This window comes from Streptomyces sp. NPDC006430 (assembly GCF_040612395.1).
Lineage (GTDB): Bacteria > Actinomycetota > Actinomycetes > Streptomycetales > Streptomycetaceae > Streptomyces.
The window spans coordinates 32,538-48,142 of sequence record NZ_JBEXQA010000039.1; the positions used below are offsets into that span (position 1 = coordinate 32,538).

The window sequence follows — 15,605 nt, forward strand, 5'->3', positions numbered from 1 at the left end:
CTCCGGAGCCATGCGCCGCCGCCTAATCAACTCCACGCTCGCCGTGGTGCTCGTCGTGATCGCCGTCTTCGGGGTCTCCCTGGTGATCGTGGAGACCCGGACGATCACCAGTAGCGCCCAGGACCGCATCGAGTCCGAGGCGCTGCGCCTGGTGGGCTCCGTCGAGGCGAGCGTCCTGGAGCGCAAGCCCGTCAACGCCCGAGCCCTCGCCGAACAGCTGGACGCCGGCCGGTACGCCCGGATCACCGTTCCCGGGCAGCCGCCCGTGGAGGTAGGCGAACGCATCCCCGACAGCGTCATCCGCGGCACCGCGAAGGGCGAACAGGGTGAGGTCGTGGTCGTCGAGGAGTCCCGCTCCACGGTGACCAGGGAGGTCGGACGGACCCTGGCCGTGGTCGGCGCGGTGGCGCTGCTCGCCGTCGTGGCGGCCGTCCTGCTCGCCGTACGACAGGCCAACCGGCTCGCCTCCCCGCTCACCGACCTCGCCGAGACGGCCGAGCGGCTGGGCTCCGGCGACCCCCGGCCGCGGCACAAGCGGTACGGGGTCCCCGAGCTGGACCGGGTCGCGGACGTACTGGACTCCAGTGCCGAGCGGATCGGCCGGATGCTCACCGCCGAGCGGCGGCTGGCCGCGGACGCCTCGCACCAGTTGCGCACCCCCCTCACGGCCCTGTCGATGCGGCTGGAGGAGATCACGGTCACCGAGGACCTGGAGACCGTACGGGAGGAGGCGAGCATCGCCCTCACCCAGGTGGAGCGGCTCACGGACGTGGTCGAGCGGCTGCTGACGAACTCGCGGGACCCGCGCACGGGCTCGGCGGTCCCCTTCGACCTGGACGAGGTCGTCAAGCAGCAGGTCGAGGAGTGGCGGCCCGCCTACCGCAGCGCGGGCCGGGCCATCGTGCGCTCCGGCAAGACGGGCGTGCGGGCCGTCGGCACCCCGGGGGCCGTCTCGCAGGTACTGGCGACCCTCGTGGAGAACGCGCTGATGCACGGGGGCGGCACGGTCGCGCTGCGTACCCGGGTGATCGGGAACCAGGCGGTACTGGAGGTCACCGACGAGGGGCCGGGCGTTCCCCCGGACCTCGGCAACCGGATCTTCGAGCGGGCCATCAGCGGCCGCAATTCCACCGGGATCGGCCTGGCGGTGGCCCGGGACCTCGCGGAAGCCGACGGCGGACGGCTGGAGCTGCTCCAGGCGCAGCCTCCGGTGTTCGCGCTGTTCCTGAGCCGGACGGCGCCGGAGCGGCCGGAGCGGGAGCAGACGGTCCGCTGAGCCGGCGGCTACTTGCCGGCGGGCTCGGGGGCGGGGGTGAGTGCGGCGCTCGGGCCGCTCTCCGCCCCGCCGCGCGGCAGGGTGACCACCCCGGCCGCGGCCGGGGCGGGGGCGTGGACCGGCAGGGCCCTGAACACCCAGGTCCGGTACGACCAGAAGCGGAAGACGGTGGCCGTGCCGATGCCGATGAACTTGAACACGTTGGTGGCGAGCTGGCCGTCCCAGTCGAAGCCGTAGGTGGCCGTGTACAGCACGCCGTTCTCGATCACCAGGCCGATCACGCTGAAGGCCACGAACAGCGGCAGCTCGCGCGCGTTGCGGGAGTGGGCGCGGTCCCGGTAGGTGAAGTACCGGAAGCCGATGTAGTTGGTGATGATGGCCACAACGGTGGCTATCACGCTCGCCCGGACGACCTGGAGGTCCGTCGCGTGCCGGATGAGGTTGAACACACCGAGGTTGACGAGCACGCCCAAGCCGCCGACGGCCCCGAACTTCGCGACTTCCCGAGCGAGCCCGCGTACGCGTTCGAGGGCGGATCCCTGCTGCGGCGTGCTCATGTGATGGATCGGTCCTGTCCGTCGCCGCCCCGCGCGGGGCGTCCGTGGAGGCGTCTGGTGCCTTGTGGTCAGCCCTCCCATGCTAAGTGTCGCCCCACGGGCCCGTCCGTGCCTTCGCACACCGTGCGACGCACAGCACACCGGGACGTTACGACGAGTGCTCGCCAGGGCCCGTGCCCATGCGGGTCCTGATGGCCGAATACCGGCGGATACTCTGGAGGGGTGACGTTCCCGGTAGTCGGCATGGTCGGCGGCGGACAGCTCGCCCGCATGACCCACGAGGCGGGCATCCCCCTCGGCATCAAATTCAAGCTCCTCAGTGACACCCCACAGGACTCGGCGGCCCAGGTCGTGAGCGATGTCGTCATCGGCGACTATCGCGACCTGGAGACGTTGCGCGCCTTCGCGCGCGGCTGCGACGTGATCACTTTCGACCACGAGCACGTGCCCATCGCGCACCTGCGGGCCCTGGAAGCGGACGGCATCCCCGTCCGCCCGGGGCCCGATGCGTTGATGCACGCCGCGGACAAGGGGGTGATGCGCGCCAAGCTCGACGAGATCGGCGCGCCGAGCCCCCGCCACCGGATCGTGACCGATCCGGCGGACGCGGCGGCCTTCGCACAGGAGGTGGGCGGCTTCCCGGTCATCCTCAAGACCGTGCGCGGCGGCTACGACGGCAAGGGCGTCTGGTTCGTCCGGACCGTCGAGGACGCCGAGGCCCCCTTCAAGGCGGGCGTCCCGGTCCTGGCGGAGGAGAAGGTCGATTACGTCCGCGAGCTCGCGGCCAACATCGTCCGCTCCCCGCACGGCCAGGCCGTGGCGTACCCGGTCGTGGAGTCCGTCCAGGTCGACGGCGTGTGCGACACGGTGATCGCCCCCGCCCCGAACCTCTCCGAGGCCCTGGCGGGCGAGGCCCAGGCCCTCGCCCTGCGCATCGCCAAGGAGCTCGGCGTGACCGGCCACCTGGCCGTGGAGCTGTTCGAGACCACCGACGGCCGCATCCTGGTCAACGAGCTGGCGATGCGCCCGCACAACAGTGGCCACTGGACCCAGGACGGCGCCGTCACCTCCCAGTTCGCCAACCACGTCCGCGCGGTCCTGGACCTTCCCCTGGGCGACCCGCGTCCCCGGGCCCGCTGGACGGTCATGGCGAACGTGCTCGGCGGTGACTATCCGGACATGTACGCGGCGTACCTGCACTGCATGGCCCACGATCCCCAGCTGAAGATCCACATGTACGGCAAGGACGTGAAACCCGGCCGCAAGGTCGGCCACGTCAACACCTACGGCGACGACCTGGACGATGTGCTGGAGCGCGCACGTCACGCAGCCGGCTACCTCAGAGGAACGATCACCGCCTGACGGCCTCCCCTCCCCGGCGGGAGGGGGCCCACCCCCGCGGGTGGGGGAACCTGATCCAGCACGAACCGCCACGGCCACCCCGGCCGCCACGGGCGCTACGGGCGGTCATCATCCGCACACAAGCACAGGTCACAGCATCACGGAGCGGCACATCGCTGCGGCGCGGCGCCGGGCCGTCGATGCGTTCCCTCCCCCGGCGGACGCCGGGGATTCCCACGCAAGGAGATCGGGATGAGCACGTCCCCCGCAGGCCCCGTCGTCGGCATCGTCATGGGTTCGGACTCGGACTGGCCCGTCATGGAGGCCGCAGCCCAGGCCCTGGACGAGTTCGAGATCCCCTACGAGGTCGACGTGGTCTCGGCGCACCGGATGCCGCGCGAGATGATCGCGTACGGGGAGCAGGCCGCCGAACGGGGCCTGAAGGCGATCATCGCCGGTGCGGGCGGGGCCGCCCACCTGCCCGGCATGCTCGCCTCGGTCACCCCGCTGCCGGTCATCGGCGTACCGGTGCCGCTGAAGTACCTCGACGGCATGGACTCGCTGATGTCGATCGTCCAGATGCCCGCCGGGGTTCCCGTCGCCACGGTCTCCGTCGCAGGGGCGCGCAACGCGGGCCTGCTCGCCGTACGGATGCTGGCCGCCCACGACCCGGAGCTGCTGGCCCGGATGCGGGACTTCCAGCAGGAGCTGAACGACCAGGCCACCGAGAAGGGCAGGCGGCTGCGGACGAAGGTCGCGGGCGCGGATTCCTTCGGGTTCGCCCAGTGAGCACGGCGACCCCGCCCGCGGCGACGTCCGCGGCCAACCGGCTCGCCGAGGCCCGTGAACTGCTCGCCGAACACCCGGTGGTCGACGGGCACAACGACCTGCCGTGGGCGCTGCGCGAACAGGTGCGCTACGACCTCGCGCAGCGCGACATCGCCGCCGACCAGTCCGTCCACCTGCACACCGACATCCCGCGGCTGCGCGCAGGCGGGGTCGGCGCCCAATTCTGGTCGGTCTACGTGCGCTCCGACTACGCGGGAGACGAGGCGGTCAGCGCCACCCTGGAGCAGATCGACGTCGTCACCCAGTTGATCGACCGTTACCCGACGGACCTGGTGCGGGCACTGACGGCGGACGACATGGAGGCGGCCCGCGCGGACGGCCGGATCGCCTCGCTGATGGGCGCCGAGGGCGGTCACTCCATCAACAACTCCCTCGCCACGCTGCGCGCCCTGCACCAGCTGGGCGTGCGGTACATGACGCTGACACACAACGACACGATCGACTGGGCGGACTCGGCGACCGACGAGGCGCGCCACGGCGGCCTGAACGACTTCGGCCGCGAGGTCGTCGCCGAGATGAACCGCATCGGCATGCTCGTCGACCTCTCGCACGTCGCCGAGACGACTATGCGGGACGCGCTCGCCGTCTCGGCCGCGCCGGTGATCTTCTCGCACTCCTCCGCACGGGCCGTCTGCGACCATCCGCGCAACGTCCCCGACGACGTGCTGGCGCAGCTGCCGGCCAACGGCGGGGTCGCGATGGCGACCTTCGTACCGAAGTTCATCCTGCCTGCGGCGGTCGAATGGACCCTGGCCGCGGACGAGAACCTCCGGGCGCACGGCTTCCACCACCTGGACACCACGCCCGAGGCCATGGCCCTGCACCGGGCCTTCGAAGCACAGCGCCCGCGCCCGGTGGCCACGGCCGCCACGGTGGCCGACCACCTCGACCACATGCGCGAGGTCGCCGGCATCGACCACATCGGCATCGGCGGGGACTACGACGGCACGGCCTTCACCCCGGCCGGGCTGGACGACGTCGCCGGCTACCCGAACCTGATCGCGGAGCTGCTCACGCGCGGCTGGTCGCGGCCCGACTTGGCCAAGCTGACCTGGTCCAACGCCGTACGGGCGCTGCGCGACGCGGAAGCGGTGGCGCGCGAGCTCTCGGCCTCCCGCGGCCCCTCCAACGCGGTGCTGTAGCCGCTGCGGGGCCGCTGCTGGCCCACCACGGGCCGCCCGGTCCGCTCTCCGGCGGATGCGGCGAGGGGGGTGACCTGCGGGTTACACCCGAACGCCACATCCGCCGGGCGATCCGGTCGTCCGGCGTGTCACGGTGGCAGCATCCCGCCCTGCTGCCGCCGAGACCGGAGCGAACGCCATGGCCGACCTGCAGGATGAACAGACCGCCCTGAACACCGGCAACCCCGCGCACGCGACGGACACGGTGGAGACGGCCCCCGCGGGCCCCGGGTCCACCGGAGCCGAGGACCTCCCCGTCGCAGTAGAGGTCGGCGCCCTGGAACGGGCCGTCGCGCTGCTGTCCGTCCATCCCGTCGCGGACGGGCACAACACCCTTCTGTGGACCCTGCGCCAAAGTCCGTACCACGACATCGACACCCCGGACACCGGTGTCGACACCGACATCCCGCGGCTGCGCGCCGGCGGGGTCGGCGCCCAGTTCTGGTCGCTGATGGTGCCGTGCGAGGGCGTCGCCGCCGACCAGGTCGTCTCCGACACCCTGGAGCAGATCGACGTGGCGCTCGCCCTGATGCGCCGCTACCCCGACGGCCTGTGCCTGGCGCTGACCGCTGACGACATGGTCGACGCCCGCAACCGCGGCAGGATCGCCTCGTTCCTGGGACCCGTGCCGGGCCGGACGCTGGTCGATTCGCTGGGGGTGCTGCGCGCGTTCCACGCCCTGGGCGTACGGATGCTCGCGCCTGCGGGAGCCCCGTGGGCCCAGCACGACCTGACCCCGTTCGGCCATGAGGTGGTCAGGGAGGCGAACCGGCTGGCGATCCTGCTCGACCTGACCGGCTGCACGCCGGACATTGCCTGCCGGCTGGCGGGGGCCTCCAAAGCCCCGGTGGTCGTCTCGCACACCGCAGCGGCGGCGCTGAACCCGCATCCGGGGAACCTCACCGACGAGGTGCTGCTCGCGCTGCGGGCGGCGAGCGGCCTGGCGATGGTCACCTTCGACGCCGCCCAGACGGGCGACTCCCTGCACGCGGTCGCGGACCACGTCGAGCACGTACGGGCCATTGCGGGCCCGCAGGGAGTCGGTCTCGGTGCCACCTTCGGCGCGGGACCGGATGCTCCCCGGCCGACCGGCCTGACCGACCCCTCCGGGTATCCGCAGCTGATCGCGGAACTACTGGAGAGGGGCTGGTCCGAAACCGACTTGGCCCTGCTGACCTGGGGCAACGCCCAACGGGTGCTGCGCGACGCGGAATTCACGGCCCGCGCCGCCCAACACCGCAGACCGGCCTAAGCGGGCTCGGGGAAGTGAGGCACGCTCCCACGCCGCCCGGCATGCACTCTCGCCGCACCGGCTGAAGACCCGAGTACGTCCAGTACAAGGGCCTTCAGCCGGCACGCCGAGAGCACGCACCGAACGACGCGGAAACGCACCCCACTTCCCTGAGACCGCTTAGTGCTGTGGCCGGAAAGGTTTGCCGGTGAACCCTTCCGGTCACAGCACCAGCCGCACGGTGCGTGGTTCAGGCGCGGGGGCGGCCCATGGCGCGGTACGTCCAGCCGGCCGCGCGCCAGCAGGCCGGATTGAGGGCGTTGCGGCCGTCGAGGACGAGGCGGTCGGTGACGACCGCGCCCAGCTCCACCGGGTCGAGGTCGCGGAACTCGCGCCACTCGGTGAGGTGCAGGACCACGTCCGCACCCCGGGCCGCCTCCAGCGCCGAGTCCGCGTACCCGAGGGTCGGGAAGACGCGGCGGGCGTTGTCCATGCCCTTCGGGTCGTAGACGGTGACCTGGCCGCCCTGGAGGTGGATCTGCCCGGCCACGTTCAGCGCGGGGGAGTCGCGGACGTCGTCCGAGTCCGGCTTGAAGGTGGCACCGAGCACGGCGACCCGCTTGCCCAGGAAGGCCCCGCCGACTGCCTCGCGCGCCAGCTCGACCATGTGTCCGCGGCGCCGCATGTTGATGGAGTCGACCTCGCGCAGGAAGGTCAGGGCCTGGTCCGCGCCGAGCTCGCCGGCGCGCGCCATGAAGGCCCGGATGTCCTTGGGCAGGCAGCCGCCGCCGAAGCCGATCCCGGCGCGCAGGAACTTCGCGCCGATCCGCTCGTCGTAGCCGATGGCCTCGGCCAGCTTGACCACGTCGCCGCCGGCCGCCTCGCAGACCTCCGCCATCGCGTTGATGAAGGAGATCTTCGTGGCGAGGAAGGAGTTGGCCGCGGTCTTGACGAGCTCGGCCGTCGGGAAGTCGGTCACCACGAGCGGGGTGCCCTCCGACATCGGGGTCTCGTACACCTCGCGCAGCAGCTTCTCGCCGCGGTCGCCCTGGACGCCGATCACGATCCGGTCCGGGTGCAGGGTGTCCTGGACGGCGAAGCCCTCCCGCAGGAACTCCGGGTTCCAGGCCAGTTCGACGTCCGTGCCCGCCGGGGAGAGCTCGGCGAGCTTCGCGGCGAGCCGCTCCGCCGAGCCCACCGGCACGGTGGACTTGCCGACCACCAGCACCGGCCGCGTCAGGTGCGGGGCCAGCGATTCCATCGCGGAGTCGACGTACGACATGTCGCAGGCGTACTCGCCGTGCTTCTGCGGGGTGTTCACGCAGACGAAGTGGACGTCACCGAAGGCGCCGACCTCTTCCCAGGACTGGGTGAAGCGCAGCCGCCCCGTGGACCCCGGTAGGCCCGCGACGTGTGCGGCGAGGAGTTCTTCCAGCCCGGGCTCGTACATCGGTACCCGGCCCGCGGCCAGCATCTCGATTTTCTCCGGAACGACGTCCAGTCCGAGCACCTCGAAGCCCAGCTCCGCCATCGCCGCGGCATGCGTGGCGCCGAGGTATCCGGTGCCGATCACAGTGATCTTGAGGGGGGCCATGGATGCTCCAGAGGTGCGGGGCCGTTTGCGGCCACTGAGCATAGTCGGGCCGGCCCCGGGGGACGTTCCCCAGGAGCAGGCAACACGGCAGCACCACAGGCGCACCGGATGAACGCCACAGGCGCCACGGTTGTCAGGAAGCTCACGTGCACCGCACATATCGCTCTCAGCACACCGGCACTAAGATTTCGGTTACTTAACGGTAGTTAGCATCACGCATCATCTTGGGGAGTGAGAGATCTTGGCGGGTTCTGCCGACTTCGACCTGTACCGCCCGGCCGAGGAGCACGACATGCTCCGCGAGTCCGTCCGCTCGCTCGCCGAGGCGAAGATCCAGCCGTTCGCGGCCGCGGTCGACGAGGAGTCCCGCTTCCCGCAGGAGGCCCTCGACGCGCTCGTCGCCAACGACCTGCACGCCGTCCACGTCCCCGAGACCTACGGCGGCGCCGGCGCCGACGCCCTCGCCACCGTGATCGTGATCGAAGAGGTGGCCCGTGTGTGCGCCTCCTCCTCCCTCATCCCGGCCGTGAACAAGCTCGGCTCGCTCCCGGTGATCCTCTCCGGCTCCGAGGAGCTCAAGGCCAAGTACCTCGGCCCGCTGGCCAAGGGCGACGCGATGTTCTCGTACGCGCTCTCCGAGCCCGATGCGGGCTCCGACGCCGCCGGCATGAAGACCCGCGCCGTGCGCGACGGGGACTTCTGGGTCCTCAACGGCGTCAAGCGCTGGATCACCAACGCGGGCGTCTCCGAGTTCTACACGGTCATGGCCGTCACCGACCCGGAGAAGCGCTCCAAGGGCATTTCCGCCTTCGTCGTGGAGAAGGGCGACGAGGGCGTCTCCTTCGGCGCCCCGGAGAAGAAGCTCGGCATCAAGGGCTCCCCGACCCGCGAGGTCTACCTCGACAACGTACGGATCCCCGCCGACCGCATGATCGGCGCCGAGGGCACCGGATTCGCCACCGCGATGAAGACCCTCGACCACACCCGCATCACCATCGCCGCCCAGGCGCTGGGCATCGCCCAGGGCGCCCTGGACTACGCCAAGGGCTACGTCCAGGAGCGCAAGCAGTTCGGCAAGCCGATCGGTGACTTCCAGGGCGTGCAGTTCATGCTCGCGGACATGGCCATGAAGATCGAGGCCGCCCGCCAGCTGACGTACTCGGCGGCCGCGAAGTCGGAGCGCGTCGACGGCGACCTGACCTTCTTCGGCGCCGCGGCCAAGTGCTTCGCCTCCGACGTGGCCATGGAGGTCACCACGGACGCCGTCCAGCTGCTCGGCGGCTACGGCTACACGCGTGACTACCCGGTCGAGCGCATGATGCGCGACGCCAAGATCACTCAGATTTATGAAGGCACGAACCAGGTCCAGCGGATCGTCATGGCGAGGAACCTGCCTTAAGCACCACCATCGGTCGGAGGCGGCAGCTGCATTCGTCCGCCTCCGGCCTTCGGGGTCTCCCGAATGGGCTAACTTTGGACCTTCGGACTCCCGAACCGGGTGGGGAGAAACAATTTTGGAAGCGATCCTGCTGGTCGGGGGGCAGGGGACGCGTCTGCGTCCTGTCACGGTGAACACCCCCAAGCCCATGGTGCGTGCGGCGGGCGTCCCGTTCCTCGCCCATCAGATAGCCAGGGCCGCTGCCGCCGGTGTCACGCACATCGTGATGGCCACCTGCTACCTGGCCGAGGTCTTCGAGCCGTACTTCGGCGACGGTTCCGCCTTCGGCGTCTCCCTCGAATACGTCGTCGAGGACGAGCCGCTCGGCACCGGCGGAGCCATCCGCAACGCCGCCCGCCGCCTGACCGGCGGCCCGGACTCCTCCGTCCTCGTCTTCAACGGCGACATCCTCACCGGCCTGGACATCGCCGGCCTCGTCGACTCGCACCGCAAGGCCGCCGCGGACGTCTCCCTGCACCTGGTGCGGGTCGAGGACCCGCGCGCCTTCGGCCTGGTCCCCACCGACTCCGAGGGGCGGGTGCTGGCCTTCACCGAGAAGCCGCAGACCCCCGAGGAGATCATCACCGACCAGATCAACGCCGGCTGCTACGTCTTCCGGCGCAGCGTGATCGACTCCATTCCGGCCGACCGGCCCGTCTCCGTCGAACGCGAGACCTTCCCCGGGCTGCTCGCCGCCGGGGCCGTCCTGCACGGGGTCACCGAGAACACGTACTGGCTGGACCTCGGCAAGCCCGAGTCCTTCGTCCAGGCCTCCGCCGACCTCGTACGCGGAGTCGTCTCCTCCCCGGCCGTTCCCGGCCCGCGCGGCGAATCCCTGGTGCTCCCGGGTGCCGAAGTCGCGGCCGGGGCCAAGCTGTCCGGAGGCACCGTCGTGGGCGCGGGAGCGCGCGTCGAGGCGGGCGCGGTCGTCCGGGGTTCCATCGTGCTCGACGGCGCGGTCATCGGCCCGGACACCCAGGTCCGCGCCAGCCTGATCGGCGTCGGCGCCTCGGTCGGGCCGCGCACCGTACTGGACGGCGCGGTCGTCGGTGACGGGGCCGTCGTCGGCGCGGACAACGAACTGCGTGCGGGCGCTCGGGTGTGGTGCGGGGCGGAACTCCCCTCCGCAGCCCTCCGCTTCTCCTCGGACCGCTGACGGCGCACGCCCCGCGCACCGCGCGGCGACGTGACCTCCACGGTCACGACGCCGCGCGTCGGGCCTAGTTGCCGGTGACGGTCACCTTCTCGTCGTTCTGGATCTGCTTGACGAGCTGCTGCACCTTCGGCTTGTCCCAGAGCAGGTTGCCGCCCCGCTCGCCCGCGATCGGCATGTTCATTGACACGCCCTCGCCGCCGCTGATGCCCTTCATCGCGAAGAACATGTCGCCCATGTCCCACAGGGACATGTCCTTGTCCACGATCAGCGTGTCCAGTCCGGCGCCCAGCACCGGGTAGAGCTTGAACGGGTTGAGGACGGTCCCCGGCGTGGCCGCCTGGTTCGCCAGCGTCGCCAGGAACTTCTGCTGGTTCTTCGTCCGCGCCAGGTCCGACTCGGCGAACGCGTACCGGGTCCGCACGAAGGCCAGCGCCTGTTCGCCGTTGAGGGTCTGCTCGCCGGCCTTGAAGTCGGCGCCCGACTTCTCGTCCTTGAAGCCCTTCTCGATGTTCATGTCGACGCCGCCGAGGGCGTCCACGATGTTGGCGAAGCCGGCGAAGCCGATCTCCGCGTAGTGGTCGATGCGCAGGCCCGTGTTGAACTCCACGGTGCGCACCAGCAGCTCCGGCCCGTCCTCCGCGTACGCCGCGTTGAGCTTGGTGCGCTTGCCCTTGGCCGGGAACTTCTTCCCGGACTCGGAGCCGACGAAGGACGGGATCTCCACGTCCGAGTCGCGCGGCAGCGAGATCATCGTGTTGCCGCTGGAACAGGCCGCGAGGATCATCATCGAGTCGGTGCGCTTGCCCTCGGCCGAGCCCGTGTGGAGCTTCTTCTTCTCCTCGTCGGACATGCCCTCGCGGCTGTCGGAGCCCACGATCAGGTACGTCGTGCAGTCGCCCTCCTTCGGGCGCTCGATGACCTTGCCGAGGTCGACCTCGCGGCGCACGTTGGAGTCGGCCCAGGCGTACGTGCCGATGCCGGTCGCCAGGAGTGCCGTGACCAGCACGATGGAGCCGATCTTGATCCGCTTGCGCCAGTCCGGGGCGGGTCCGGCCGGGCGGCCCGGCCGCGCCGACGGCGGCTGCCCCGGCCCGCCGGGTCCGCCGGGTCCGCCGGGTCCGCCGGGTCCGTTCGGGCTGACCTGCGGCCGACCGTAGACCTGGCCGGTGTTGTAGCCGTCGTACGCGTCGTGGCCCTGGGACTGCGGCGGTACCCCGTAGGCGGGCGGCTGTCCCGGCCGTGCCGGCGGCCGGACCGGTCGCTGCGGTTGCTGCTGCTGCGGCACCGGCCGCTGCTGCTGGCGCTGGACGTGCGGCATCCGCCGGGCACCCTCCGGCTGCGCCTGCGCGCTGCCGCGTCCGTACCGGTCGTCCCCGCCGTCGTTGCGCCCCTCGGGCCACTCACTCATGCCGCCTAGGATGCCTGGCCGGATGCGGTGCCCGACAGTCCCGGCCGGGCTTCGTTCCGCTGCTGTTGCACAGCTGATGCCTGCGCGTCGGCTTTAAGGTGGCCGTATGACAGAGATACCGGGCGCGACGGCGGGTGACCTGCGGGGCAAGCCGATCTCGGCCTCGCGGACCACCCTCAGCCACATCATGACGGCCAACGACACCAACCTCCTCGGAACGGTGCACGGCGGTGTGATCATGAAACTGGTGGACGACGCGGCGGGCGCCGTCGCCGGGCGCCACTCGGGCGGCCCCGCGGTCACCGCGTCCATGGACGAGATGGCCTTCCTGGCACCGGTCCGGGTGGGTGATCTGGTCCACGTGAAGGCCCAGTGCAACTGGACCGGCCGCTCCTCCATGGAGATCGGCGTACGGGTCCTTGCCGAGCGCTGGAACGAGTCCACCCCCGCCACCCAGGTCGGCAGCGCCTACCTCGTCTTCACGGCCGTGGACGCCGACGGCAAGCCCCGTACGGTCCCGCCGGTCCTTCCGGAGACCGACCAGGACCGCCGCCGCAACCAGGAGGCCCAGATCCGCCGCACGCACCGGCTCGCCCGGCGCCGGGCGATCATGGCGCTGCGCGAGGAGCGGGCGGCCCAGGGCTTCGACGACGACTGAGCCGGGGGCCGGGGCCGGGGGCCGGGGTCAGGGTCGGGGCTGGGGACTGAGCGGGTACGGGTGGCGTCGGGGCTATGTCCCGCAGACGACCTGGTCGCCGGTGACCACCCCGAACTGGCCCCGGTACGGGTCTTCCGGCCGGACCGGCACCACCCTCTTGTAGTCGGTGCCGGCGATCACCAGGACCGTACGTCCCTGGCCCGCCACCGCCCGCAGTTCGCTGCCGGGCAGCGCCGTCGAGACCGTACGGGCCGAGCGGTCCCAGCGCGGGTCGTACGCGATCACCGTGCGCTTGACGTCGCGGCTCGCGCCGTTGCCCGGGGTCCGGGTGGTGTCGAAGCCGGTGGCGCGCAGTGCCGAGTCCACCCGCCCACCCAGCCCGTCGATCCGGGTTCCGTTCTCCACCTGCACCCGGATCTGCTGCGGGGGCACGTCCACCGGCACCGCCGGCTGCTGCGACCGGAGTCGCGCTGACCCCGGCGCGGCGGGGGTCAGCGGGCGGTCCTGGCGCAGCGACTCGAAGAGCTTCGCGGCCTTCGGCTCGTCCCACTTCACCGTCGAGCCGATGCCCCTGACGAGGAACGAGGGGTTCCCGATCGGGACCGAGGCGAACTCCGAGGAGGACGGGGTGAAATCGCGCAGGGCCTGGCCCAGGGCCAGCATCTGTTCCGACCCGAAGCCGCGGTCGGCCCGTACCGAACCCAGCAGGGTGGAGCTCACCTCCTTGAACTTGACCGGGTTCAGGAGCACCCCGCCGCCGGTCGCCTGTTTGATCAGGGCTGCGACGAAGCGCTGCTGGCGCTGCATCCGTCCGAGGTCGGAGGCCTTGTCCACATGGCGCGAGCGCACGTACTGGAGTGCCTGTCCGCCGGTGAGCCGGTGGGTGCCCGGCGGCAGGTCGAGGCCGGTGTTCCGGTCGCGCAGGGCCTTGGCGGTGCAGATCTCCACGCCGCCCATCGCGTCGACCGTCTTCATGAAGCTGGTGAAGTCGACTTCCAGGTAGTGGTCGATCTTCACCTTGGTCATGTTCTCGACGGTGCGTACGGTCAACTGGGGCCCGCCCTCCGCGTACGCAGCGTTCAGCTTCACCGGATGTGGTCCGTGCTGTTCGCCGCTGGACTCGTCCCGGTGTTCGGGCAGCTCGGCGTAGCTGTCGCGGGGCAGGCTGACCACGCTGGCCCGTTCCCGGTCGGCCGAGAGGTGCACCAGCATGACGGTGTCGGTGCAGTGGCAGGGGGAGCCGCCGAGGCGGTAGGCGCGCTTGTCCTCCGGGGTGATCTTGTCCCGGCCGTCGGTGCCGACGAGCAGGAAGTTCAGGCCGTGCCCGGCCTGCGGCCGGTTCTTCATGTCCTTGAACGGGTCCACCCGCTCGATTCCGGTGTCGAGGCCGGTCATCACCGCGTGCCCGACGGCCCCTGAGCCCAGCACGACCACCGTCAGTCCGGCAGCCAGCCGTAACCCCCACCTCGGTCGGTCGCCCCGGCGCCGGGCCGGAGTACCGCCGTGCCGCGCACGCTGTGGCCGCGGGGACCTGCCGGGTCGGGTGGGACGGTGTGGCTGGGGCACGGGGGACACCTCCGCGGGCAGCAGGGGCTAAAAGGGGTGAACCGGAAATATCGGTCAGATAGTCAGAACAGTAGGCCCATACGATCAGCCTCAGTCCCCATCGATCATGCGGCGCGCACCCGTTTCCCCCGTACGCGGTAACGTGACACCGATACCCGACCTTGAAGGACCACATGCCCGCCCAGCAGCCCGCAGTCTCGGTGATCATGCCGGTGCTCAACGAGGAGCGCCACCTGCGTGACTCGGTCCGTCACATCCTCGGACAGGAGTACGCAGGTGAGATGGAGGTGGTGATCGCGCTGGGGCCGTCCAAGGACCGCACCGACGAGATCGCCGCCGAGCTCGTACGCGAGGACCCCCGCGTCGTCACCGTTCCGAACCCTTCCGGCCGCACCCCGGCCGCCCTCAACGCCGCCATCAAGGCCTCGCGTCACCCGATCGTGGTACGCGTAGACGGCCACGGCATGCTCTCGGCCAACTACATCGCCACCGCGGTCCGCCTCCTGGAGGAGACCGGTGCGCAGAACGTCGGCGGCATCATGCACGCCGAGGGCGAGAACGCCTGGGAAGACGCCGTCGCCGCCGCGATGACCTCGAAGCTCGGCGTCGGCAACGCGGCCTTCCACACCGGAGGCAAGGCCGGCCCGGCGGACACCGTCTACCTCGGCGTCTTCCGCCGGGAGGCGCTGGAGCGGGCCGGCGGCTACAACGAGGAGTTCATCCGTGCCCAGGACTGGGAGCTGAACTTCCGCATCCGTGAGGCCGGCGGGCTCATCTGGTTCTCGCCCGAGCTGAAGGTCCAGTACCGTCCGCGGCCCTCCGTACGGGCGCTCGCCAAGCAGTACAAGGACTACGGCCGCTGGCGGCACGTGGTGGCCCGCTACCACTCGGGCTCCATCAACCTGCGCTACCTCGCCTCGCCGACCGCCCTGTGCGCGATCGCGGTGGGCGTGGTGGCGGGGGCGACGGTCACCCCGTGGGCCTTCGCGCTCCCGGCCGGCTACCTCGCGGCGATCACGGTCGGCTCGATACCGGCCGGCAAGGGCCTCTCCCTCGCGGCGCGGGCGCAGATCCCGCTCGCCATGGCCACCATGCACATGTCCTGGGGCTTCGGGTTCCTGACCAGCCCGCGCTCCCTCGCGGACAAGGTGATCGCGAGCCGCCGCCCGGCGGTGCACCGCGACACCACGGAGGTCTAAACCGGCCGGGTACGCGAAAGGGGCCCGGCGGCGCCGTCGATCGACGGCGCCGCCGGGCCCCTTAGCACGATCAGGTGGAGCGGCTACCAGGTGCAGCCCTCCAGGATCGCCCAGCACTCCAAGTCGTTCGCGACGGTGAGCGCGCGGGCCG

Annotated in this window: 13 protein-coding genes; 9 read left to right on the plus strand and 4 right to left on the minus strand. The window is 71.1% G+C overall.

Annotated elements, in window-relative coordinates; all coding sequences use genetic code 11:
* Positions 1–10: 10 nt before the first annotated feature.
* Positions 11–1,276 (plus strand): ATP-binding protein, encoded by a 1,266-nt coding sequence (locus tag ABZZ20_RS32755; protein WP_356875945.1) that lies wholly within the window; start codon positions 11–13, stop codon positions 1,274–1,276.
* Positions 1,277–1,284: 8 nt separating this feature from the next.
* On the opposite strand, the gene ABZZ20_RS32760 is transcribed toward ABZZ20_RS32755, so the two are convergent.
* Positions 1,285–1,833 (minus strand): GtrA family protein, encoded by a 549-nt coding sequence (locus tag ABZZ20_RS32760; RefSeq protein ID WP_356875947.1) that lies wholly within the window; start codon positions 1,831–1,833, stop codon positions 1,285–1,287.
* 222 nt (positions 1,834–2,055) lie between these two features.
* On the opposite strand from ABZZ20_RS32760, the gene ABZZ20_RS32765 reads away from it, so the two are divergent.
* The 4 genes from ABZZ20_RS32765 to ABZZ20_RS32780 all read left to right on the plus strand — a co-directional run bounded on the left by ABZZ20_RS32765 (position 2,056) and on the right by ABZZ20_RS32780 (position 6,456).
* Positions 2,056–3,195 carry a 5-(carboxyamino)imidazole ribonucleotide synthase gene (locus tag ABZZ20_RS32765; protein ID WP_356875949.1) on the plus strand — a complete coding sequence of 380 codons (1,140 nt, stop codon included), beginning with the start codon at positions 2,056–2,058 and terminating at the stop codon, positions 3,193–3,195.
* Positions 3,196–3,426: 231 nt separating this feature from the next.
* Positions 3,427–3,963 (plus strand): 5-(carboxyamino)imidazole ribonucleotide mutase, encoded by a 537-nt coding sequence (purE, locus tag ABZZ20_RS32770; protein ID WP_356875951.1) that lies wholly within the window; start codon positions 3,427–3,429, stop codon positions 3,961–3,963.
* Positions 3,964–4,022: 59 nt separating this feature from the next.
* Positions 4,023–5,165: a dipeptidase gene (locus ABZZ20_RS32775; RefSeq protein WP_356875975.1), complete on the plus strand. Its 1,143-nt coding sequence runs from the start codon at positions 4,023–4,025 to the stop codon at positions 5,163–5,165.
* Between the two features lie 178 nt (positions 5,166–5,343).
* Positions 5,344–6,456: a dipeptidase gene (locus tag ABZZ20_RS32780; RefSeq protein WP_356875953.1), complete on the plus strand. Its 1,113-nt coding sequence runs from the start codon at positions 5,344–5,346 to the stop codon at positions 6,454–6,456.
* A 229-nt stretch (positions 6,457–6,685) separates the two neighbouring features.
* Here ABZZ20_RS32780 and ABZZ20_RS32785 read toward each other — a convergent pair whose 3' ends face one another.
* Positions 6,686–8,029 (minus strand): UDP-glucose/GDP-mannose dehydrogenase family protein, encoded by a 1,344-nt coding sequence (locus tag ABZZ20_RS32785; protein WP_356875955.1) that lies wholly within the window; start codon positions 8,027–8,029, stop codon positions 6,686–6,688.
* A gap of 241 nt (positions 8,030–8,270) precedes the next feature.
* Between ABZZ20_RS32785 and ABZZ20_RS32790 the strand changes: the two genes are divergently transcribed.
* Together ABZZ20_RS32790 and ABZZ20_RS32795 are read left to right on the plus strand one after the other, a co-directional pair.
* Positions 8,271–9,428, plus strand: a complete 1,158-nt coding sequence (locus ABZZ20_RS32790) for an acyl-CoA dehydrogenase (RefSeq protein ID WP_356875957.1) — start codon at positions 8,271–8,273, stop codon at positions 9,426–9,428.
* 112 nt (positions 9,429–9,540) lie between these two features.
* The gene (locus tag ABZZ20_RS32795; protein ID WP_356875977.1) at positions 9,541–10,623 is read left to right on the plus strand and encodes an NDP-sugar synthase; all 1,083 of its coding nucleotides are present in this window, start codon (positions 9,541–9,543) and stop codon (positions 10,621–10,623) included.
* A 64-nt stretch (positions 10,624–10,687) separates the two neighbouring features.
* Here ABZZ20_RS32795 and ABZZ20_RS32800 read toward each other — a convergent pair whose 3' ends face one another.
* Positions 10,688–12,031, minus strand: coding sequence for an LCP family protein (locus tag ABZZ20_RS32800; RefSeq protein ID WP_356875959.1), 1,344 nt, complete (start codon positions 12,029–12,031; stop codon positions 10,688–10,690).
* A gap of 106 nt (positions 12,032–12,137) precedes the next feature.
* Between ABZZ20_RS32800 and ABZZ20_RS32805 the strand changes: the two genes are divergently transcribed.
* Positions 12,138–12,689: an acyl-CoA thioesterase gene (locus ABZZ20_RS32805; protein WP_356875961.1), complete on the plus strand. Its 552-nt coding sequence runs from the start codon at positions 12,138–12,140 to the stop codon at positions 12,687–12,689.
* 72 nt (positions 12,690–12,761) lie between these two features.
* On the opposite strand, the gene ABZZ20_RS32810 is transcribed toward ABZZ20_RS32805, so the two are convergent.
* On the minus strand, positions 12,762–14,117 hold the full coding sequence (locus ABZZ20_RS32810) for an LCP family protein (protein WP_356875963.1): 1,356 nt from the start codon (positions 14,115–14,117) through the stop codon (positions 12,762–12,764).
* 311 nt (positions 14,118–14,428) lie between these two features.
* Here ABZZ20_RS32810 and ABZZ20_RS32815 point away from each other — a divergent pair, with 311 nt between their 5' ends.
* Positions 14,429–15,454 (plus strand): glycosyltransferase family 2 protein, encoded by a 1,026-nt coding sequence (locus ABZZ20_RS32815; RefSeq protein WP_356875965.1) that lies wholly within the window; start codon positions 14,429–14,431, stop codon positions 15,452–15,454.
* Positions 15,455–15,605 lie beyond the last annotated feature (151 nt).

Excerpts from the sequence above, each read along its gene's own strand:
- ABZZ20_RS32755 (WP_356875945.1), top strand. The coding sequence starts at position 11 with ATGCGCCGCCGCCTAATCAACTCCACGCTCGCCGTGGTGCTCGTCGTG.
- ABZZ20_RS32760 (WP_356875947.1), bottom strand. The coding sequence starts at position 1,833 with ATGAGCACGCCGCAGCAGGGATCCGCCCTCGAACGCGTACGCGGGCTC.
- purE (WP_356875951.1), top strand. The coding sequence starts at position 3,427 with ATGAGCACGTCCCCCGCAGGCCCCGTCGTCGGCATCGTCATGGGTTCG.
- ABZZ20_RS32780 (WP_356875953.1), top strand. The coding sequence starts at position 5,344 with ATGGCCGACCTGCAGGATGAACAGACCGCCCTGAACACCGGCAACCCC.
- ABZZ20_RS32785 (WP_356875955.1), bottom strand. The coding sequence starts at position 8,029 with ATGGCCCCCCTCAAGATCACTGTGATCGGCACCGGATACCTCGGCGCC.
- ABZZ20_RS32800 (WP_356875959.1), bottom strand. The coding sequence starts at position 12,031 with ATGAGTGAGTGGCCCGAGGGGCGCAACGACGGCGGGGACGACCGGTAC.
- ABZZ20_RS32805 (WP_356875961.1), top strand. The coding sequence starts at position 12,138 with ATGACAGAGATACCGGGCGCGACGGCGGGTGACCTGCGGGGCAAGCCG.
- ABZZ20_RS32815 (WP_356875965.1), top strand. The coding sequence starts at position 14,429 with ATGCCCGCCCAGCAGCCCGCAGTCTCGGTGATCATGCCGGTGCTCAAC.